This is a genomic window from Bradyrhizobium sp. JR3.5 (assembly GCF_054057015.1).
Window position 1 is genome coordinate 764201 of sequence record NZ_JBSRYV010000001.1, and the last position, 20666, is coordinate 784866.

Sequence of the window (20666 nt, forward strand, 5' to 3'; positions counted from 1 at the left end):
CTCACGCCTTGGTGTGCACGATCACGGGACCTGCGATTGCGGTGGCTTGCCCGACCAACAGGGGACCGAGATTGTCATCGATCCAGGCCAGTGCGCGGCGGTTGGCTTCCTCGGCGCCGGCATGGTTGTTGAAGATGCTGATCGCGGTGACCGTGTCGTCGCCGGCATAGACCACGTAGTAGGCCATGAAGCCTTCGACATCGCTGATGATCGGAATTGCGCCTTCCTTGATCCGGCGCGCGAGTTCTTCGGCGCTACCAGTCTTCGCCTTGGCGTGACGGATGGCGGCATACATGCGTTCCTCCTGCCGGCTGCATCGATCGGGCTGCGCTTTGCGCATGCGCGATGGTACGCCTGAAGCGGCGGAGATGCCATCGGGATTGCGGACCGATCAGCTGAAGCGCCGCGTCACGACGGCCGTGCGCCGGTCGGGGAGCTTCGGCAGCCTCGTCAGATCCGCGCGCGTTGCCGTGGTTTTTGGGCCGGGGGCGGGCGCCTGCTCCTGTTGCTGCAGAAACAACGTGGCTTCGAACAGCACGCCGGGGGCCTGCTTGGCGGTGCCCGAGCACACCGCGCGATTGCCACGGAAGGTACCGGTCAGCAGCGCCTCGACCTCGTCGCATCCGAACACGGTGGTGAACGGGCCGTCGGCATATCTGTGCGTCGTCAGGACCGCCGTGAAGCGGTCCTCATCGAGCTGATAGGAGCCGGCATAGGTGAACATGGCGTCGCCGCCTGTGATCCTGCCGTTTGCGAGCTGGACTATTCCGGTGCCTTCGCCCCGCGGCGTCCGGAACCACGCCGCGTATCGACCGTCTCTTTGCATGACCGTCACGAACTGCAAACCCTGCGTTGTCGTTTAGCTACGTTGCAAGCGGAGCGACTGCTACTTAACCTTCGCCCGACGGTTAACGAACCGACAAGGCGATGGCGCGACTTGCGCGAAGCGGTATCGGACTGATGCGCAACGATCGCGCGAGTGCATTCGACCGGTCACAAGACGCCACGGCCCTCGCCAGGGGCAATGGTGCGTTAAAGTTGTTTCGATTTTGCAGGCACTTCTTGAATTTCGGTCGCGGACTGTACCAATGGCGTGGCAATTTTGTCCGTGATCGTCTTGTCCTTCTTGGCGTGGCCGTAGGTCTCCAGAACGTGCCTGGCTGACATTCCAGCCGCCATGCTCGGCGACCGTCACCACGTCGTAGCCGGCGTGCAGCATGGCCGTTGCAAAGCCGTGGCGGCCTGCGTGAGGCATCAGGACCGGCAGCCCAGCCCGCTTGCAGGCGTTGCGCCAAATCTTGTCCATGCCGTTCCGGCTGCGATAGCGGAAGGGCTTTCGGTCCCGTAGCAGGTTGGCTAGCGCGACGAAAAGTGGCTGGGGCAGGTGGGCGGTGCGCTCATCACCACCCCGCTTGCCCATCTTAACCAGCACAGTGCGCTTCTGCAGGTTGATGTCCTTCCATGTCACGGCCAGCGCCTCGGAGATCCGGGCGCCGGTCAGGAACATGAACATCGCCAGTGCGCCATGGTGAGGCTTATTGGCTGCGGCGAACGCTTCTACCCACTGCCAGTTGACCGGCGTCTTTTTCTTCTTTTTGACCTTGTAGCGTTTGACCCGGATGAAGGAGCAATGGTCGAGCTCGGCCGAGTGGTTGATGATGGCTTGGGTCGGAACGATGAATTGCCTGTTCCGCGTCGCAGCGGCTGCTTTCGGGTAAACGTCGATCGCTGCCTGCCGCACCGCGCGTAAAGCCTTCTCCATCCAACGCCTCCCAGACTGCCCGGCTCATTGGGGCCGGGCTTTTTTTCGTTTTGCACCCGGGTTTCTACGTTGGTTGTTGCCCTTGCCGGATATAATCTAAGGTTGTATGCTTTCCGGCTTTAAGGGGGCATTTTCATGATCAGACTCATTGTTGTTCTATCATTGCTGGCCTTTGGTACTGCGGCAAACGCGCAAGACGCGCGTGAGTATGTGAAGCCAAACCTCGGCGAAACCAATCTGAGGGAGCCGCCCAAAACCCCCAATCCTTCCGCCGGAGCTGCGTCGGATTACCTGCTCATCTCGTCGGACTTCATAGGTGGCGAGCGCTACCTTCGCTTCGATGTTCCCGTCAAAGAGGTGAAGATCGATGATCCCAACGTACTTATGGCTGGCGTCGGCCCGGGCGGATGAGTTCACGTTGATCCTGAGGCCGAAGGGCGTCGGTCAGACGCGGGTGCTGGTATTTGGCGGCGGCGGCGGCGATTACGCTTCATTGAAGCGGCTGATCTACGATGCGACGGTCGCCGTTGGCTCCAGGGTCGTAACTTGGCGTCAGGGTGGCGGAAGAGAGGTCATGGACTGCGCGCCCGGTTGCTATCCATCCCCGACTGCCAAGGTTCGGGATCCAGATCAGATCATCGAGAACAGAAATGTCATCATACCCGCAGGTAAGCCGTAGCTCATCTTGATCTCAATCCTGGCTTAGGACTGCTGACGAGACAGCGCATCGTCAACCATGGCTACATGCGTGCGCCGCGAGTACTCGCCGGCAGTATAGCGCGGACCTGGGTTGTCTGGCAGTTCGCGCATTGCTTCTATGGCGTCCAACCATAGGACATGAGGGCAGCACCGCGCCGCGGATGCATTCTCGGATGAACCGAGAAATAGTCACCTGCCGAGAGATTGCCGCAGCCCTCAGGGCCTCGAATTCCTTTTGAGTAAGCAGTGTGCCAACACGCAAATTTCCTCCGCTTCCCGGTGTGCCGCGAGCGCGGAAGGTGCGGAGCCTACCTAGTTCTGCCATCACTTAGTTCCCGTGGTCTGAATGGCGGCACCAAGCGCGACTGGCGCCACAGCAAGCGCGTACTCAAGGCAGGCCGCCGCTTCATCTCGGTACTGCTGTTTTAGATGCTCTGGCAGGGCATCATATTGGCCATGCCTGCCGCGCTTTTCGTGTATGGCCCTGGCGCCCATCGAGACCATCGTTCCGGTTATTGTGATCACCTCAGGACTCTCCCTTCATCGGATTGGTGACTAGCATTTTGCTAAATCCGTATGATCTTGGCTTCTCATCATCGAAAATGCGGTCCGCCTTGATGCGAAACGTCTTCGGCTTTCTGAAGGATCTGTCTTCGCAGACAACGCGAACTCGGTAGGGGTCGCCGGGCTCGATTTCGAACCCGATAACCGTAAGAATGCGGCTTGGCATTCTCCTATCGTTGTCCTTGATTTGATCGCCACGCTCAAGCATCTACCACTCGCACCGCACCCAGACGTCGTGTCCGAAGTGCTGTAGTTCCCTGTGAATATAAACGGCTAGATTTGTTGCATCCGGAGACGCCTCTTCAACCGTGGCGCACCACGTTCCGTCCGTGAGGGAGACGCTAACGTCGGTGCAGCTCAGATCGGCCCAGTTAACGGCGTCCTTGATCTCGCTGGCGTCGATTCCATCAATGATGGCATCTATGTCTTTTTGGATTTGACCAGCCTTCGCCTTCATCTCTTCCAACGTCATTACGCCTCTCCCTTCGCAGCGACAGGCACCCTCGGCTCGGTGTTGCGCCACGACCGGATCAGCGCGCCATGGGTCATCGACGGCCCCACCAATGGCGAGCTCTTCACCCTCTATGTCGAGCACGTGCTGGCGCCGACCCTCGCAAAGGGTGAACTCGTCATTCTCGACAAATCTCGGCAGTCACAAGGGCAAGGCGGCGCGCAACGCCATCCGCGCCACAGGAGCCCATCTGCTCTTCCTGCCGCCCTATAGCCCCGACCTCAATCCGATCGAGCAGGTCTTCGCCAAGCTCAAACACCTGATGCGAGCCGCGCAGCCACGTGATGTCGAAGCGACTTGGCGCAAGGTCGGCGAACTCCTCGACGTCTTCTCCAAGGAGGAGTGCGCCAACTATCTCAAAAATTCAGGGTACGTTTCCGTATAAACACATCATGCTCTAGGCGCTGTGCTCCTGTTCTCGCCATCACGCACCGTAAGTCATTGTTTTCGTTAGCTCCGTATAAAACGCCACGGCCCTCGCCAGGGGAGCTAGCGAGAGCCGTGTTGGTACATCGCGCCGCGCCCAGGCTCGCGACGAGATGTGGGAGCTCGAAAAAGGCTTACTCAGGCATGATCCGTTTCCGAAAACCGGTTTCCACTTTTCGGGACCATGGCGCTAGAAGGGCAAGAGCACGTCGAGAACCTGCTGGCCGTAGCGCGGCTGTTGCACGTCGGTGATCTGGCCGCGGCCGCCATAGGCGATGCGGGCCTGGGCGATCTTCGAGGAGTCGATCGTGTTGTCGCTCTGGATGTCTTCCGGACGCACGATCCCGGCCACGATCAGCTCGCGGATTTCGTAGTTGACGCGGATCTCCTGCTTGCCTTCGACCACAAGATTGCCGTTCGGGAGAATCTGGGTGACGACGGCGGCGACGTTGGTCTGCAATGCTTCCTGGCGGTTGACCGAGCCCTTGCCGTCGCTCGAGGCCGTGGAGTCGGCGGTCAGGATACGGCCGGGCAGGATCTTGTTGGCCTGCGTGATGGTCTGCGAGCCGAGGAAATTGGTCACCCCGGAATCTTCGGAATTGGTGCGGCTGCGCTGGGTTTCGTTGGCGATCGCGGCCTTGTCGGTGATGTTCACCATGACGGTCAGGATGTCGCCGACACGTGCGGCGCGCTGGTCCTTGAAGAAGAGGCGCGCGAGCCGCTGCGCCACAGCGAGTTGGGGCTATAGGAGGCGACCTCGGGCTTCGGCATCGGCATCTGCACCGGCTTGTAGCCGGGCTGCGCCGTCGGGTTCTCGATCTCCGTCAGCTTCGGCTTTTCACCGATCTGGGAGAGACGGTCGATCGACGAGCAACCGCTGGCGATCGTTCCGAGCGCGAGCAGCGCACCGGTCAGGATGAGGCGGTTGATGCGGTACTGGGACATGAACTTTACTCGGCGTTTGGTGCGACTGAACTCAGCTTGACGGGAGCGGAATCTGAAGAGGCGGCGTCGGCGGCCGGCGCTGCGCGCGGCGTCGCGACCGAGATCGAAACCTCGCCGCGCCCGGTGACGACGCCGGTGACGGCGCGCTTGGACTGCAGGTTCATCACGTTGACGACATCGCCCTCGGCGCCGCCATCCATCGCCTTGCCGCGGATCGTGAGGTAGAGACCGGAGGTGCGGTAGACCAGCGTGACGTTCTGGTCGCGGGTGACGAGATCGGGTTTTGCCATGTCGGCTGTGCGCAGCGCCTGGCCGGCGCGGATCTGGCGGCGCATCTGCATGCCGACGGCGCTGTCGCGCACCGCCGCGTCGTTGCCGATTTCGGCTTTCGGACGGCGCTCGACTACCACGTCGGAGACTTTCAGCACGTCGCCGCGTTCGACATTGCGCGTCAGCACGGCGGCCTCGATGGTCTCGATCGCGGTGCCGGTGAGGCGCAGCTTGTACGGAGCCGTGCCGGCTTCGTTGCTGACCTCGAAGGTGACGTCGAAACGCGTCGAGCGCGGGTCGTAGCGCACGGCGACGGGCTGCATCGCGCCGGTGTTGGTTGCCTCGAGGCGGAGGTCGCCGGGATCGCGGTCGAAGGTCAGCGCGATGTTGCCGGCCTTGCCGAGCCCGTGGCGGCCCTCCAGCGCGCGCGCCAGCTGCTGCTCGATCTCCTTGCTGTCGATGGTGCGCGCGAGCCGCGTGACGGTGATCTCCTTCAGCTCGCGGGTGTCGACGCCGATCACCTGGTGGGTGCGCAGCACGTTCAGCACCTGCGCGACCGGCAGCGTACCTGTGGTGCCGAGGTCGGGTGCGCGGTAGATCGCAATGCTGCCGGCGCTGCCGGCGTTGTCGATGAGGTCGCCGACCCGCACGATGTCGTCCGCGACCGTGACGCTGGCGCGCAGCGTCGGCACCGCGATGGTCTCGCCGCGGACTTGCGCTCTGGCTGGTAGCGCGGTCACCGCGAGCAGTGCGGCTGCGATCAGGAGTGAGCGGGCGATCATCGACATCATCCTCAGCGGAACAGGTTGGAGGTCGACTGCATCATCTGGTCGGCCGCGGAGACCACCTTCGAGTTCATCTCATAGGCGCGCTGCGCGGCGATCAGGTCGGAGATTTCCGAAACCACCTCGACGTTGGCCTGTTCGAGATTGCTCTGCTGCATGTCGCCGTAGCCGTCGGTGTTGGCGATGCCATCCTGCGGCTGGCCGGAGGGCCGGCGTTTCCTGGAACAGATTGTCGCCGATCGGCATCAGGCCCGCCTTGTTGATGAAGCGGGTCAGGCCGATCTGGCCGATCGTGGTCGACGCGGTCTGGCCCGGCAGCGTCACCGAGACCTGACCCTGCGCATTGATGGTGAGGCCGGAGGCGTTCTGCGGGATCGTGATCGTCGGCTGCACCAGATTGCCCTGCGCGTTGACGATGCGGCCCTGATTGTCCATCTGGAACGAGCCGTCGCGGGTGTAGGTGAAGGTGCCGTCCGGCATCAGGATCTTGAAGAAGCCTTCGCCGCGGATCGCGATGTCGAGATCGTTGCCGGTCGGCGACAGCGTGCCCTGGGTCATCATCCGCGGCGTGCCGACGGTCTTGACGCCGCCGCCGAGATCGATGCCCATCGGCATGATGGTGTTCTGGTCTGAGGCCTGCGCGCCGACCCGGCGCACGTGGTCGTAGATCAGGTCCTGGAACGCGGCGCGCTGCTTCTTGTAGCCGGTGGTACGCAGGTTTGCGATGTTGTTGGAGATCACCTGAACGCTGAGTTCCTGTGCCGCCATTCCGGTCGCCGCGGTATAAAGTGCGCGCATCTGTCAATCCCCCGGATCAGTTCGGCACGTCGGCGAGCTTCTCGATCGCCGATTTGTGCAGGTCGCTCTGCTGCTGGAGCAGCGAGGCGATTTGGGTGTAGGTCCGCGTGATCTCGATCATGCGGCTCATCTCGACGACCGAATTGACGTTCGACTTCTCGATGAAGCCCTGGCGGATCTGCGCCTTGGTGTCCGGCTGCGGCACCGCGCCTTCGCCCGGCACATAGAGGTTGGAGCCTTCCTTCAGCAGGCGCTGGGCCTGCGCGAACGAGACCAGGCGCAGCTTGCCGCGGATCGAGTCGAGCCGGGACGTGCCCTCGAGCACGCTGACGTTGCCGTCGGGGGCGATGTTGACGTCGTGATCGGTCTGCTGGAACGTGATCGGGCCGGCGGTGCCGAGCACCTGATAGCCCGAGGCGGTGACGAGCTGGCCGCGATTGTTGATCTGAAGGTTGCCGTCGCGGGTGTAACGCTCGCCGCCCGGCGTCTGCACGACCAGGAAGGCGTTACCGTCGATCGCAACGTCGAGCGGGTTCTTGGTCTCTTCGGTCGGGCCCTGCGAGAAATCGTGGAAGGTCGCGCGGTCCTGCACGAAGGAGACGCGGCGGTCGGAGGACGCGAAATTGTCCTCATGCGCGTTCGAGGACAGATATTCCTGGAACAGCGACCGGTCGGCCTTGTAGCCGTTGGTGTTCATGTTCGCGATGTTGTTGGAAACGACATCCATCTGCCGTTCCAGCACCATCTGCTTCGATAGTCCGACCAGAAGCGTATTCTGCATCGGTGGTTCTCCCCTGTGAGGTGATCCGATGCGAATGGTTCTCCCAAACCTTCACGCCGGACCGTCGGTAACCATTGGGTTCTCCCAAACCCACCAGTCACGTCGTCCTCTCAGCGAAACCCGTGCCAACTTGAAATAGGCAGATGTTTGAATGGGTTAGTTATTTTGCAGGGCGCCGTTCCGGGCGGCAGAAAGGTCTTGTTGACCATGTTTGCCCGGCAGTTTTTTCCTAGTGGAAGCTAAATCCTAATCTTCCGTTAACCATTATGACCCCAGTGTTGCCGGCATTGGGGCGCGTGTGCGCCGGCGGCCTTTGTATCGCGTCTTCAAGCCAAAGCTGGGGCAAATCGCGTTCGCATCCTTCGGGTTGAAGCGAGCGGACGATGGCGGATGAGGAAAAGACGGATGGCGGCGAGGGCGCGGCCGCTCCGAAAAAGGGCAAGCTCAAGCTGATCATTGCCGTCGTCGGCTTCCTCGTCGTGCTCGGCGCGGGCGCGGGCGGATGGTTCTTCTTCATGCGCGGTCACGGCGAGGAGCAGCACGCCGAAGCGCCGCCGCCGAAGCCGCCGAGCTTCGTCGACGTGCCCGACATGCTGGTCAATCTGGTCGGCGCGCCCGGCGAGCGGGTGCAATATCTCAAGCTGAAGCTCGTGCTCGAGATCAAGGAAGAGAAGCAGGTCGAGGCGATCAAGCCGGCGCTGCCCCGCGTTACCGACCTGTTCCAGACCTATATGCGCGAGCTGCGCCCGAGCGACCTCAACGGCTCGGCCGGCCTGTTCCGTCTCAAGGAAGAGCTGACCAAGCGCGTCAACCTCGCGCTGGCGCCCAACCAGGTGAACGCGGTGCTGTTCAAGGAAGTCGTGATCCAGTGACGGGGCGGATGTAAAGCCATGGCCGGCAACGACCAGATGGACCAGGACGCCATTGCGGCCCAGTGGGAAGCCTCGCTCGATTCCGAGGATCCCGCGGCGGCCGCGGCGGAAGCTGCCAAGAACGAGCTCACCGAGAACATGGCGCTGCAATGGGCCGCCATGGTCGAGGACGGCAGCCGCGACTTCGGCGGCAAGAACACCAATGGCGAGCGCGTGCTGTCGCAGGAGGAGATCGACAATCTCCTCGGCTTCACAGTCGGCGACGTCAGCCTCGACGATCATTCCGGCATCCGCGCCATCATCGATTCCGCGATGGTGTCCTACGAGCGTCTGCCGATGCTCGAAATCGTGTTCGACCGCCTGGTGCGGTTGATGACGACCAGCTTGCGCAATTTCACCTCCGACAACGTCGAAGTCTCGCTCGACCGCATCACCTCGGTGCGCTTCGGCGACTACATGAACTCGATCCCGCTGCCGGCGGTGCTCTCGGTGTTCAAGGCGGAGGAGTGGGAGAATTTCGGCCTCGCCATGGTCGACTCCAACCTGATCTATTCGATGATCGACGTTCTGCTCGGCGGCCGCCGCGGCCAGACCCAGCTGAAGATCGAGGGCCGGCCCTACACCACGATCGAGACCAACCTCGTGAAGCGGCTGGTCGAGGTGGTGCTGTCGGATGCGGAGCAGGCGTTCCGGCCGCTGTCGCCGGTGACCTTCACGATCGACCGGCTCGAGACCAACCCGCGCTTTGCCGCGATCAGCCGTCCGGCCAATGCCGCGATCCTGGTGCGCCTGCGCATCGACATGGAAGACCGCGGTGGCAATGTCGAATTGCTGTTGCCCTACGCCACCATCGAACCGATCCGCAACGTGCTGTTGCAGATGTTCATGGGCGAAAAGTTCGGCCGCGATCCGATCTGGGAAGGCCATTTCGCCACCGAGGTGGCGCAGGCCGAGATTGCGGTCGATGCGGTGCTGTACGAGGCCGATATCCCGCTCAAGGAGCTGATGAAGCTCAAGGTCGGCGACACGCTGCCGCTGGATATCCGTTCCGACGCGCTGGTCTCGGTCCGTTGCGGCAATGTCACCCTGACGGAGGGCCGCATGGGCCGCGTCGGCGACCGCGTCGCGATCCGCGTCACCAAGAATTTGCGTAAACCCCAAACCACCTTCGCAATGTTCGAGAAGGCGGACGAGCGGACCAAGATGATGGAGGCACCATGAGTCATGTGCTTGGACTAGCAATCGAGAGTCTGGTGGCCGTGCTGCTGATGCTGACGATCGGCTATTGCTGGCTGCTGAACAAGCGGCTGCAGCGGCTGAAGGCGGACGAGCATTCGCTGAAGGCGACGATCGCCGAATTGATCACCGCGACCGAGATCGCCGAGCGGGCGATCGGCGGGTTGAAGCACGCGGTGCGCGACGTCAACGAGAACCTCGGCAACCAGCTCGATGCAGCGGTGCAGATGTCGGCGCAGCTGAAGAACCAGCTGGCGGAAGGTGATGGTGTGGTGCGCCGCCTGTCCAAGATCGCGATGGCCGCGCGGCCGCCGGAGCCCGCGCATGCACCAGCACAGGCGGCGGCGCCCGCCGCACCGGTGGCGCCGGCGCCCAGGGTTTCGGCCGCACGCGCGGTTGCCGCGGCGGCTGAAGCCTTCACCGAGCGCAGGAGGGCCGGCGGCCTCGCTGCATGAAGTTGCTTCGTGACATCAGAGTGATGCCCGTGGTGCTGGTCGCGATCTTCGGCCTGATGGTGCTGAAGGTCGCGGGCCTCGTGCTCGATGGCGGTTACGTGTTTGCCGAAGACGGGCCGCCGGCCGGCCCGGCCGGTCCATCTTGGGCGCAGCAGAATTTCAACTTCCCCGGCGCTCCCAAGGCGGTTGCCGACAGCAAGATCAAGGCCGATCCCGGCGACATCACGGGATCGGTCGAGGGCAAGGACGCGAAGAAGGACGAGGCACCCAAACCGGCCGCACCGGCCGCGGAGGCGCCCAAGCCCGACGGCGTGGTGGTCAATCTGGATGCGCCGCCGCCGGTGTCGGCGTCCGAACGCGCGATCCTGGAGCGGCTGCAGTCGCGCCGCCAGGAGCTCGAGACGCGCGCCCGCGAGGTCGAGATCCGCGAAAGCCTGCTGAAGGCCGCCGAGAAGCGCATCGAGGCCAAGGTCGAGGAGGCCAAGGCCAATGACGCCAAGGCGAATGCCGATGCGGCGGCCAAGGCAGAAGCCGACGCCGCCCGCTTCAAGGGCATCGTCACCATGTACGAGAACATGAAGCCGAAGGACGCCGCAAAAGTGTTCGATCGGTTGGAGATGACCGTGCTCTACCAGATCGCCTCGCAGATCCAGCCGCGCAAGATGTCGGACATCCTCGGCCTGATGCAGCCCGAGGCCGCCGAACGCCTCACGGTCGAACTCGCCCGCCGCGCCGGCGGCGACAAGTCCGTATCAACAGACGATCTTCCCAAGATCGAAGGCAAGATGCTCACGCCGAAGACGAATTGACGGACGCTATCGGGAAATCCGTCAAATGGCAGTGGCGTCCTCAGCCGTAAGCCAGATCCGACTTAACACCGGGTTGCCTGCATCTGATCCAGATCATCGCAATGACGGTCGCGCACATGAACGGACCGACGGGCACGAGTGCGACCGGGTAGGTAAACCCCGCCAGGACAAGCACGCCGAAGCCGATCCGCAGTTCGGAGCGATTCGAGAGAAGGGAGCCATGTTCGGCCATTGGCTCGTTCATGAGAAAAATGAGCGCGAGAGCCAGTATCGCCGTGTCGTAGATCGCGAAGTAAGGAGAGACAAGCAGGGTTGCGACGAGCAGGCTCGCGGCCTTGACGGCGAAGCTGACGTTGCGGCGCCATATGATCACGACCCACATCGCGGCTGCCGCAGCGACAGCGATGTGCAATGCCATGGCCGATCCGTAGCCAAAGCCGGCAAACCGAAGCACACCGTAGACGCTCTGCAGCTTGTACCAAGCCAGTGTGCCGGTGAGATGGAACTGCGTCGTCGCGACGACTGCCGCCTCACGGAATCCCTCAAAGGTATCCCAGCCGAAAGTAAACCCGGCGAGCAGCATGAGGACCGGTATCACCAAACTGGCCGTGATGACGACGACCCAGCGTCCAGTGGCTATCAGAACGAGAGGAAGCAGGACGCCATATTGCGGCTTGAAGATCAACAGCGCGATCAGGAAGCCGCTGACGATCGGACGCCTGTCCAGCGTCAGCAGGATGACGCCGAGCAGCGATGCCGCGAGCAGGGAGCTTTGGCCGACAATGAAATCGTATAGGACGGCCGGCGCGGCGAATGCCACCAGCAGCGCGGCGAAGCGCGGCCGGATGGCGGAAACAACGAGCGCCCAGCACAGCAGCTTTGCGGAGCTCCAGATCCAGAACGCGGTCGGATACGGCAGCAAAGCCAGCAGTCCCGCCAGAAAGAAAAACACCGGCGGGTAGAAGAACGGTATAGGCACCTCGTAAACGGGATACGGAGCCAGGTTCAAGCTAGGATGAATCTGAAGGATCAGTTGCCGCAACTGCGGCCAATCGTAGGCGGTGGCGGCATGGCCATCGAGAGCCATTTTCCCCGCACTCCAAAAACATGAAAAGTCGAGCCCGGTCGCGCCGGTACCGTCAACAACTTTCGGCACCACGCAGTATAGGGTGAAACTCAACACGATGAGGCTGGCAATGGCCAACGCACGGTCGTATCCGCTGCGCTCCGTACCGCGCGCCATTCCAATTCCATTCATGAAACTGCCAGAAGCTAAAAAATATTTGAAATGTAAGCCGTTTTATACCGCCACTGGCCGCGGCGCAAGCAAGTGGCCCGCCTCCGTGCAGGCTGAGGTTAATCGCCAGGAGTTCCGCGCGTGCCCGGTGGATCGGGTCGTTGATCTTCTCGATACAATGGCGGAAGCCGAGGCCATCCGCTTCAAGGCCATCGTCACCAAGTACGACAGAGACGCGGTCGGAGGCGGTGCAGTGCCAGGTGCCGGCTGGCTGAAGCGGATGTTCGCCCGACTTCGGTGGTGTAGGGCTCGACGGGGCCTCAGCGAAGCCAAATTCGTATCGACGCCGAGAAGTCTCCGGTCGCCACCGCATCTCCCAAGACAGATGCGGGATCTTTTGCGCGGTGCCCGATGGACACGATCGCCACGGAGCACCGAGGTTATGGTAGCGTTAAATGGTAGCGTTAAGTTGTAACCGATTTGTCATTTTGGAATTGAAGTCGCTATGTCTCAAGGTGGTTGCTTTAGGAATTGCCGATGCTGAAAGACATGCCCTGGCTGACCGCGCGGCGCGCCCGGTTATACGCAAGTGGCACCGCAATTGTGCTGGTGCTGACCTTTGCGAGGTCGCTTTTTCTGTTTTACCGCGATGGCGGCTATGGCGCGAATGATTTTCTGCTCGGCTCGGACTTCCTGACGTTCTGGGCAGCCTCGCTTCAGGTTTTGGCCGGGCATCCCGCCGAGGTTTATGTGCCCGAATTGCATCTGCTCGCGGAAGCTCCATACCTGCGAGATGGCTACGAGGCGTTCTTCTATCCGCCGCCGATGCTGATCCTGTGCCTGCCGCTCTCGCTCGCGCCCTATTTCGTCTCGTTGTTCGTGTTCATCAGTATGACGGCGGCGTCGTTCGTCGCGGTGATCTGGCGTATCCTGCGATCGCCTTGGTGCCTGGTTGCGATCTGCGCCTATGCGCCGGTCTATCTTAATGCCGTGGCAGGGCAGAATGCTTTTCTGACGGCTTCGATCCTTGGGTGCGGTCTCGGCATCATGGACCGGAAGCCAAAGCTTGCCGGCGCGATTCTCGGGCTGATGGTGATCAAGCCACACCTGGCGCTGGCCGTGCCGATCGCACTGATCGTCACGGGTCGCTGGCGTACACTGATCTCGGCAGGTCTTTCGTCGATTTCGCTCGTCGTGCTGTCCGCGCTGCTGTTCGGCCTGGATACGTGGTTCAGCTTTCTCGACGTCTCTCACTCGGCGGGCGAGACCCTGAAGAACGGCGACGTCGGGTTTTCGTTGTTGCAGAGCGTGTTCGCGATGGCGCGCATTCTTGGCGCCGGCGTCAGCACGGCCTTTGTCATTCACGGCCTTGCGGCATTGGGCATGGTGTGTGTGATGGTCTGGATGTTGCGTCGGAACATTAGCGCTGCCGCTGAACGCTCGATCATCGTGCTCGCCTGCCTCCTGATTACGCCGTTCTCCCTGTTCTACGACATGCTCATCATGGCGTTGCCGCTGGCGTGGATGGTGCGCGAATGGTTGAAGGTCGGCTTTCCGGCCTGGTCGAAATTGGTCGTTGGCGTGACGTTTCTCGCGCCGATGGTCTTCTACCTGCCGGTCCTCTATCAACTGTCGGTGGTGAAGCCGCTGCCGTTTGGTGCTCCGGTCATCATCCTGTTCTGCTGGTTGCTGGTCCGGGAGAGCACGCAGACGCGGCAAGCGGCGCATGGCGAGCCAGAGGTCTCGGCGGTCCGAGTTTGAGCACGCTTACTCAGACCTCCGTAACATCGCGGGAAGTGTCCAGTTCCGGGCCTTGTGGGGGCATCCACGCCTTCACCGGCGATGGCGGTCGGACGGAACTCCTCGGTAGCACCGGGACGCACGGACCAGCCCAATTTGCGGCGATCAAACCCGGAACCGGGCGCTATTGACCGCCGAACCCGACATCGCCCTGAACGAAATCAAAGGGGTTCGGTTTACGTTAACAGCTCCTTAACGCCGCCCGATCCAAGATCGGGACGCGTGGGCGAGGGCGCTTCGCGCTGGTATGGCTGAGGTCCTGAGAAGACGTTTCGAGATGGCGCGAACGGCTGCCGCTGAAACATGGTCGCTAGGCCGCGCCTGGGCGCGGACTGCGCGTCTGTGCCTGCTTGCCACCGGCCTTGCCCTTACAACCCTCACATATCCAGCCACAGTGCGGGCCCAAGACCCGCCGCCGGTGCCGGGCGAGGCGACATTCTCGGCCGCGAACGGCTACGCCCGGCTAGTGCTGAAGCTGAAGGAAGATGTCGAGTCGGAGGTCACGACCGCCGGCTCGATCATCGTGATCCGCTTCAAGCGTCCGGTCGATATCCCTGTCGAGAAACTCTCCGATGCGGTGCCCGATTATGTCGGCGCCGCGCGCCGCGATCCCGACGGTTCGGCGATCCGCCTGTCGCTGGCGCGCCGCGTCACCATCAACACCATGACCGCCGGCGAGCGCATCTTCGTCGACTTCCTGCCCGACGGCTGGACCGGCCCGCCGCCGTCGCTGCCGCAGGAAGTGATCCGCGAGTTGGCGGAGCGCGCCCGTGCCGCCGAGCGTCTGTTGCGCATCCAGCGCGCCGCCGATGCCGCCAAGAAGAAGCCGCCGATCCGGGTTCGCGCACTGGTGCAGCCCACCTTCGTCCGTTTCGTGTTCGAGGTTCCCGACGGGGTCAGCGTCTCCTCGGTGCTGAACGAGCAGAAGCTGACGCTGTCCTTCAACTCGGTCCTGAGCTTCGACCTGGCCGATGCCAAGGTTGCCGCTCCCCCGAACGTCGCGTCGATCAGCTCGCGCGCCGACACGGATACCTCGGCGGTCGACGTGACGCTGATTGGCGATGTCGACGTGCATTCGTTCCGCGACGAGAAGAACTACATTGTCGATGTCGCCTTCCAGCAGAGCGACCAGCAGCCGGCGGCGAAGCCCTCGCTGAGCTCGTTGTTGCCGACGCCGCGCGGCAAGCCGAGGGGTGCCGCTGCGATCGCGCCGGTGACCTCGGAGAGCATCGCGCAGCAGGCCAAGATCGAGATCAAGTCCGAGCAACCCAAATCTGAGCAGTCCAAGGCGGAGCCGGCCAAATCGGAAGAGGTAAAGTCGGAACAGGCAAAGTCCGAACAGGTGCAGTCCGAGCCGGTCAAGCTCGAACAGGCCACGACCGAACAACCGGCGCCCGTGCCCGCCAAATCGGAACAGCCGAGATCCGAGCTGCCCAATTCGGAGCTGCCGAAGATCGCCGCGGCGCCGGCGGCCGAGATCGAGAAGGCCGCTGCACCGGCCGCGCCGCGCGAGGGCAGCGCTGCGACGGAACAGAGCGACGCGCCAAAGCCTGCGCCAGCCGCGCCGGCCATGGAGGCGCCGAAGCCAGCGGCGGCGCCATCGCCCCCTGCAGAGGCCCGCGCCAGCGCCCCGTCCGCGGTCGAAGCCCAGCGCGACAGCGACGGGCTGCGGGTGACGTTCTCATTCCCCGGCGCGACGCCGGCGGCACTGTTCCGACGCGCCGACACGGTCTGGATGGTGTTCGACACGCCGGAGGCGATCGACGTCGATCCGATCCGCGTCAAAGCCGGCTCGCTGATATCAGACGTCAGCCGGATCGCGCTGGAGAAGGGGCAGGCGGTGCGCTTCCGCCTCAACCGGCCGCAGATGCCGTCACTCGAGAGCGACGATCGCTCGCGCGGCGTGAGCTGGACATTGACCTTCGCCGACCGGGTGCAGAAGCCGCCGCTGCCGCTCAGCGTGGTGCGCAACATCAGCGAGCCCTCGCTCGCCAATGTCAGCGTGCCGCTCGCCAATCCCGGCCAGCTCCACAGACTGCTCGATCCCGATGCGGGCGATACGCTCTGGGTCGTGACCGCGCCGCCGCCGACCCGCGGCATCATCAAGCGGCAGGACTTTGTCGAGCTCTCGCTGCTGGAATCGATTCACGGCGTCGTGGTTCATCCGAATGCCGACGACGTCAAGGCGGAGGTCGGCGCCGACAGGGTGATGCTGGGCCGGCCCGGCGGCCTGACGCTGTCGTCGGCCGACGTCGCCGCCGAGCGCGCGACCGCGGCGGTGAAGCCGCTGTTTGATCCGGACGAGTGGCGCAAGAACCAGTCAGAGAATTTCCTCAAGCAGCTCGACGGGTTGATTGTGGCGGCTTCGACGGCCAATGCCGAGCAGCTGCCGCAGGCGCGCCTCGATCTCGCCGATTTCTACATGGCGCGCGGCATGTACCAGGAAGCCCATGGTGTCGCCAATCTGATCCTGTCCGAGAGCAAGCGCGGCAGCGAGACGGCGTCCGTGGTGATGGTGCACGCGGTTGCCAGCATCCTGATCGGGCACCCGGCACAGGGGCTCAAGGATCTCGCCAATCCCGTGATCGGAAACGGTTACGATTCCCAATTGTGGAAGGGGCTGGCCTTCGCCCGCGAGGGCAAATGGCCTGAGGCGCGCGAAAAGTTCAAGAACGCCGAATTCGCGGTCGCGACTCTGCCGCCCGATCTGCAGCGCATCGTCACCATGGATTCGATGAAGGCCTCGCTCGAGGTCAAGGACTATGCCGGCGCCGCGCGGCGCAAGAGCGATCTCGACGTGGTCGGCGTTCCCGACGCGCTCAAGCCCGCGGTTGCGGTGCTGCGCGGCCGGCTCGCCGAAGCGCTCGGCCAGGAGAAGGATGCGCTCGACGCCTACCGCTTCGCGGCCGGTTCGGCCGACCGGCAGGCGGCCGCCGAAGGCAGGCTGCTCGAGACGCTGCTGCGGCAGAAGCGCGGCGAGATCGGCCGCGACGATGTGCTGAAGGAGCTCGAGCTCTTGTCGATGCTGTGGCGCGGCGACAATATCGAGCTGAAGACGCTGTACGTGCTGTCGAAGATCTATGCCGAGACCGCGCGCTATGCCGATGCCTTCGCGGTGACACGTGCGGCGACCCGGCTGCAGCCGAACGCGCCGGAATCGCGCCAGGCGCAGGATGCCGCCTCGGCGTTGTTCGTGCAGCTCTACCTCGGCCCGAAGGGCGACGAGATGGCGCCGATCGATGCGCTCGGCACCTTCTACGATTATCGCGAGCTGACGCCGATCGGCCGCCGCGGCGACGAGATGATCCGCCGTCTCGCCGACCGTCTCGTCGGCGTCGATCTGCTCGATCAGGCCGCCGACCTCCTGCAGTACCAGGTCGACAAGCGGCTCGAAGGCGCGGCGCGCGCCCAGGTCGCCGCACGCCTTGCGATGGTCTATCTGATGAACCGCAAGCCCGACCGCGCCATTGGGGCGCTGCGCTCGACCCGCATTGCGGATCTCTCCGGCGAACTTCGCCAGCAGCGGCTGCTGTTCGAGGCGCGCGCGCAGAGCGACGTCGGCCGGCACGACCTCGCGCTCGACATCATCTCGAACATCACCGGCCGCGAGGCGATCCGGCTGCGTTCGGACATCTATTGGGCGTCGCGGCACTGGCGCGAAGCGTCCGAGCAGATCGAGCTCTATTACGGCGACCGCTGGCGCGATTTCACGCCGCTCAACCCGAGCGAGAAGGCCGACATCATCCGCGCCGTGGTCGGCTACGCGCTCGCCGAGGACACCATCGGCCTGTCCCGGTTCCGCGAAAAATACTCGCCGCTGATGTCCGGCGATGCCGACAGACAGGCATTCGACGCGGCCAGCAAGCCGGTCGCGACCTCAAGCGCCGAGTTCGCCCAGATCGCGCGGATGGCCGCCAGCGTCGACACGCTCGACGGCTTCATCCGCGAGATGAAGACCCGCTTCCCCGACGCCACCGCCCGCGCGCCGCTGCCCGATCCAGTCACGACCGGATCGCTGCCGGAGAAGCCGAAGGCCGCGCCGGTCAGCACGCTGCCGGTCATCAAGGGCGAGCGCCGCGCCGGCGCGACGCCGTAGAGCATTTTCGGTTCTGATTGAATCAGAACCGAAGCTCTAGATTTTTGTCTTGACGCGTTTTCTTCACGCGAACCGGTGTCCACTTCGCTTGAAAACGCTCGAGCGGCGCCGGCTCTCACGGGCCGGGAGTCACCCACGCGGTCGAAATGATTCCCTTGTCGTCGAGCGCGATGCGCCAGTGCGCAGCGCCGTTCGCCTGTCTCACGCTATAGACGTCTTCGCCTTGCTCGCCGACACCGAGAAAGCGGATCGACTGGATCGTGCCGAGGTCCGCGAGGGGCTGAAGCCACGCCATCTGCTTGCGGGTCGCCGCCGCCAGCGGCGGGCTCATCTCATTGTAGTTGGGAGTCCCCGAGGCGATCCCATCGATCAGGCGGTGAAGCGCAGCCTCGGTTCCAGGATTTGCCGACTGGTTCTTGACGCGCTCCGCCGTCTGATCGGCGATCTTCCGTGCCGTTGCGGCCTCGATGCGCACCATCGCGATATCGCTGCCGTTCTGATGCAGAATCAGCGAGCTGGCACGTCCGTCCGGTCCGACAACGAAGCTGACCTGCGCGTCGACGATCCTGGCGAAGAATTCGGTCTCGCTCTCCGCAAAGAACCGCACCGAGCGCTGTCCGGTCAGTTGCATCACCAGATGATGTTCGTCAGGTGTCACCGTGAACACGGCGCGGTCGTTGAGCTGATAGAACCCGGCATAACGATCGAGCGTGGCTGAATCCACGGCGGTCTCCTGCCGCGTGACGATCGGCGGTGATTCTGCGGTGGAGTCTGCAGCCTGTGCCGGCGTGCACGGCGGTCCGGCGGAGTGAATCCGGGCGGACAGCGTGTTCCAGTCACGCAGACCGAGGACGTTGGCGATCAGCTCCAGGCTGTCGCTGTGGGTGAGGGGGATCGATTTGGCGGCAAGCGCTTCGCGCAGCGTCTGCGCCATGGCCTTGGCATCACGAAAGTCGCGCATGGGATCAACCTTTGCATCGACGAACGGAAAGCGTCAGGGGCTTGCGTTGCTGACCCGTTCGTGCGGGCAAAGGAAGCCTGAAACCTGGCTTGATACGTTCACCGTCCCCGGACGGGGTGCAAGCGGCGGGTGGTATCGACCCAGCCCAATGTTCGCCGGGGACCTGCAATTTGTCAATTGCAACAGCCCGTGATCGGGTGCGTCCTCTCGACATTTAGCTGCCAAATCGGCAACCATGGCTGATGTCGCCAGCCGGAGGGACGTCGTCACATGAGCAAGCCGATCAAGACCGAAGCTGAACTCGTCGCGATGGCGCGGGCCGAGTTGAAAGTCCACGCCGACTGCCCCGACGGCATCGACATCTCCGTGCTGCGCGACGGCGACAGCTGGGAATTCCGCGCCAGCGCCAACGAAGCCACGGTGGCAAGGCCCGGCTATCCCGAATGCGTCGCGATGCTGGTGCAGATCGGTGATCACCTCAGCAAGCAGTATGACGTAGAGAGCTAAAGCATGATCCGGAAAAGTGCGAAGCGGTTTTCCGAAAAGATCATGCTCAAACAATGAGCTAGAGCGCGATGAGAATTCAACCCAATCTCATCGTGCTTTAGCGGCGGCCGCGAACCGGGGAGAGCGATGGACCGCATCGACGCCATGAAGGTCTTTTCGTCGCGGCGGTCGACGAGGGTAGCCTTGCCGGTGCGGGGCGTCGGCTGCGGCGCTCGCCGGCGGCGGTCAGCCGGGCGATCGCGTTCCTCGAACATCATGTCGGCGCCGAACTGCTTCATCGCACCACACGGTCGCTGAAGCTGAGCGACGCCGGCCAGCGTTACGCGGCGGCGTGCCGGCGGATCCTCAGCGAGCTCGAGGAGGCCGACATCTCGGCCGGCGGCGAGCGGTCGGCGCCGCGCGGCGCGCTGACCATCACCGCACCTGTCGTCGTCGGCGAGGACGTGCTGCGGCCGCTGCTCGACGCCTTCATGACGGAGTATCCGGCGGTGACGGTGCGGCTCGTGATGCTCGATCGCACCGTCAACCTGATCGATGAAGGCATCGACGTTGCGCTGCGCATTGCCCATCTCGCCGATTCCAACTTCATCGCGATCAAGCTCGGCGAGGTGCGTCGCGTAGTCGCGGCGTCGCCCGGCTATATCGCGCAGCATCCCGTGATCGGCGAGCCGGCTGATCTCGCAAAGCACCAGATCATCGCGATGACGCATTTCGGGCTCGACTCCTGGAGCTTCCCGCCGGCCGCGAAGTCGAAGGTGGCGCGCGCGGTCCAGTTCGCGCCGCGGCTGGTCGTCAACACGGTGCGGGCGGCGGTCGCTTCGGCCAGCGAAGGGCACGGCGTCACCCGGTTGTTCTCGTATCATATCGCCGAGGAAATCCGTGACGGACGGCTGCAGATCCTGCTCGCCGGCGACGAGCCTCCGCCGTTGCCGGTGCATCTGTTGGCGCCGCAGGGGCGCTTCGACGTGCCCAAGGTGCGCGCCTTCGTCGATTTCGCGGCGCCGCGGCTGAAACGCTATTTCGAGCGGCTGTCGCGCGAGGCCAGCCGGGCCAGTCGTTCGCGCCGCGGAAGAGTGTCTGCCGAATAGCGTGCATTCGCACGAAATGCGGATGTATCTAGCTTACTCTCCATCGAGGCGGTGCTGATGCCGC

Annotated in this window: 17 protein-coding genes and 4 pseudogenes; 11 read left to right on the forward strand and 10 right to left on the reverse strand. The window is 63.5% G+C overall.

The window, feature by feature from the left end; genetic code table 11:
* Position 1 precedes the first annotated feature (1 nt).
* The 3 genes from ACVWW1_RS03705 to ACVWW1_RS03715 all read right to left on the reverse strand — a co-directional run bounded on the left by ACVWW1_RS03705 (position 2) and on the right by ACVWW1_RS03715 (position 1762).
* A complete protein-coding gene (locus ACVWW1_RS03705; protein WP_456654899.1) occupies positions 2-295 on the reverse strand; it encodes an antibiotic biosynthesis monooxygenase in 294 nt (97 codons plus the stop codon).
* Positions 296-391: 96 nt separating this feature from the next.
* Positions 392-826 (reverse strand): hypothetical protein, encoded by a 435-nt coding sequence (locus ACVWW1_RS03710; protein ID WP_456654900.1) that lies wholly within the window; start codon positions 824-826, stop codon positions 392-394.
* 60 nt (positions 827-886) lie between these two features.
* Positions 887-1762, reverse strand: coding sequence for a tyrosine-type recombinase/integrase (locus ACVWW1_RS03715; RefSeq protein ID WP_456654901.1), 876 nt, complete (start codon positions 1760-1762; stop codon positions 887-889).
* Between the two features lie 135 nt (positions 1763-1897).
* Between ACVWW1_RS03715 and ACVWW1_RS03720 the strand changes: the two genes are divergently transcribed.
* Entirely contained in the window at positions 1898-2173 is a 276-nt protein-coding gene (locus tag ACVWW1_RS03720) for a hypothetical protein (RefSeq protein ID WP_456654902.1), read from the forward strand.
* A complete protein-coding gene (locus tag ACVWW1_RS03725; RefSeq protein ID WP_456654903.1) occupies positions 2130-2441 on the forward strand; it encodes a hypothetical protein in 312 nt (103 codons plus the stop codon). Before ACVWW1_RS03720 ends, ACVWW1_RS03725 begins: the two co-directional genes overlap by 44 nt.
* A gap of 792 nt (positions 2442-3233) precedes the next feature.
* Here the strand turns inward: ACVWW1_RS03725 and ACVWW1_RS03730 are convergent.
* Positions 3234-3497, reverse strand: coding sequence for a hypothetical protein (locus ACVWW1_RS03730; protein WP_456656698.1), 264 nt, complete (start codon positions 3495-3497; stop codon positions 3234-3236).
* Positions 3498-3518: 21 nt separating this feature from the next.
* Between ACVWW1_RS03730 and ACVWW1_RS03735 the strand changes: the two are divergent.
* Positions 3519-3921 (forward strand): annotated as a pseudogene (locus ACVWW1_RS03735) (transposase); the annotation flags it as partial.
* 231 nt (positions 3922-4152) lie between these two features.
* On the opposite strand, the pseudogene flgH reads toward ACVWW1_RS03735, so the two are convergent.
* From flgH to flgF, 4 genes and pseudogenes are all read right to left on the reverse strand, one after another.
* A pseudogene (flgH, locus tag ACVWW1_RS03740) lies at positions 4153-4907 on the reverse strand (flagellar basal body L-ring protein FlgH).
* A gap of 5 nt (positions 4908-4912) precedes the next feature.
* Positions 4913-5968 carry a flagellar basal body P-ring formation chaperone FlgA gene (flgA, locus tag ACVWW1_RS03745; RefSeq protein WP_456654904.1) on the reverse strand — a complete coding sequence of 352 codons (1056 nt, stop codon included), beginning with the start codon at positions 5966-5968 and terminating at the stop codon, positions 4913-4915.
* 2 nt (positions 5969-5970) lie between these two features.
* A pseudogene (flgG, locus tag ACVWW1_RS03750) lies at positions 5971-6760 on the reverse strand (flagellar basal-body rod protein FlgG).
* A gap of 16 nt (positions 6761-6776) precedes the next feature.
* Entirely contained in the window at positions 6777-7541 is a 765-nt protein-coding gene (gene flgF, locus ACVWW1_RS03755; RefSeq protein WP_092115410.1) for a flagellar basal-body rod protein FlgF, read from the reverse strand.
* Between the two features lie 383 nt (positions 7542-7924).
* On the opposite strand from flgF, the gene fliL reads away from it, so the two are divergent.
* The 4 genes from fliL to ACVWW1_RS03775 are packed head-to-tail and all read left to right on the forward strand — an operon-like array spanning position 7925 to position 10913.
* A complete protein-coding gene (gene fliL / locus ACVWW1_RS03760) occupies positions 7925-8413 on the forward strand; it encodes a flagellar basal body-associated protein FliL (RefSeq protein WP_176530235.1) in 489 nt (162 codons plus the stop codon).
* Positions 8414-8431: 18 nt separating this feature from the next.
* Positions 8432-9634 (forward strand): flagellar motor switch protein FliM, encoded by a 1203-nt coding sequence (fliM, locus tag ACVWW1_RS03765; RefSeq protein WP_092115408.1) that lies wholly within the window; start codon positions 8432-8434, stop codon positions 9632-9634.
* Positions 9631-10104: a DUF6468 domain-containing protein gene (locus ACVWW1_RS03770; RefSeq protein WP_176530236.1), complete on the forward strand. Its 474-nt coding sequence runs from the start codon at positions 9631-9633 to the stop codon at positions 10102-10104. The genes fliM and ACVWW1_RS03770 overlap by 4 nt, the downstream gene beginning before the upstream one ends.
* On the forward strand, positions 10101-10913 hold the full coding sequence (locus ACVWW1_RS03775; RefSeq protein ID WP_456654905.1) for a MotE family protein: 813 nt from the start codon (positions 10101-10103) through the stop codon (positions 10911-10913). Before ACVWW1_RS03770 ends, ACVWW1_RS03775 begins: the two co-directional genes overlap by 4 nt.
* A 40-nt stretch (positions 10914-10953) precedes the next feature.
* Here ACVWW1_RS03775 and ACVWW1_RS03780 read toward each other — a convergent pair whose 3' ends face one another.
* Complete coding sequence (locus tag ACVWW1_RS03780; RefSeq protein ID WP_456654906.1) at positions 10954-12156, reverse strand: glycosyltransferase family 87 protein; 1203 nt, start codon at positions 12154-12156, stop codon at positions 10954-10956.
* A 531-nt stretch (positions 12157-12687) separates the two neighbouring features.
* On the opposite strand from ACVWW1_RS03780, the gene ACVWW1_RS03785 reads away from it, so the two are divergent.
* On the forward strand, positions 12688-13911 hold the full coding sequence (locus tag ACVWW1_RS03785; RefSeq protein WP_456654907.1) for a glycosyltransferase family 87 protein: 1224 nt from the start codon (positions 12688-12690) through the stop codon (positions 13909-13911).
* Positions 13912-14227: 316 nt separating this feature from the next.
* Positions 14228-18046, forward strand: coding sequence for a tetratricopeptide repeat protein (locus ACVWW1_RS03790; RefSeq protein WP_456654908.1), 3819 nt, complete (start codon positions 14228-14230; stop codon positions 18044-18046).
* Between the two features lie 115 nt (positions 18047-18161).
* On the opposite strand, the gene ACVWW1_RS03795 is transcribed toward ACVWW1_RS03790, so the two are convergent.
* Entirely contained in the window at positions 18162-19007 is an 846-nt protein-coding gene (locus ACVWW1_RS03795) for a glyoxalase superfamily protein (RefSeq protein WP_456654909.1), read from the reverse strand.
* Between the two features lie 270 nt (positions 19008-19277).
* Here ACVWW1_RS03795 and ACVWW1_RS03800 point away from each other — a divergent pair, with 270 nt between their 5' ends.
* Positions 19278-19514, forward strand: coding sequence for a hypothetical protein (locus ACVWW1_RS03800; RefSeq protein WP_176530242.1), 237 nt, complete (start codon positions 19278-19280; stop codon positions 19512-19514).
* 126 nt (positions 19515-19640) lie between these two features.
* Positions 19641-20602: pseudogene (locus ACVWW1_RS03805) on the forward strand (LysR family transcriptional regulator).
* Positions 20603-20666 lie beyond the last annotated feature (64 nt).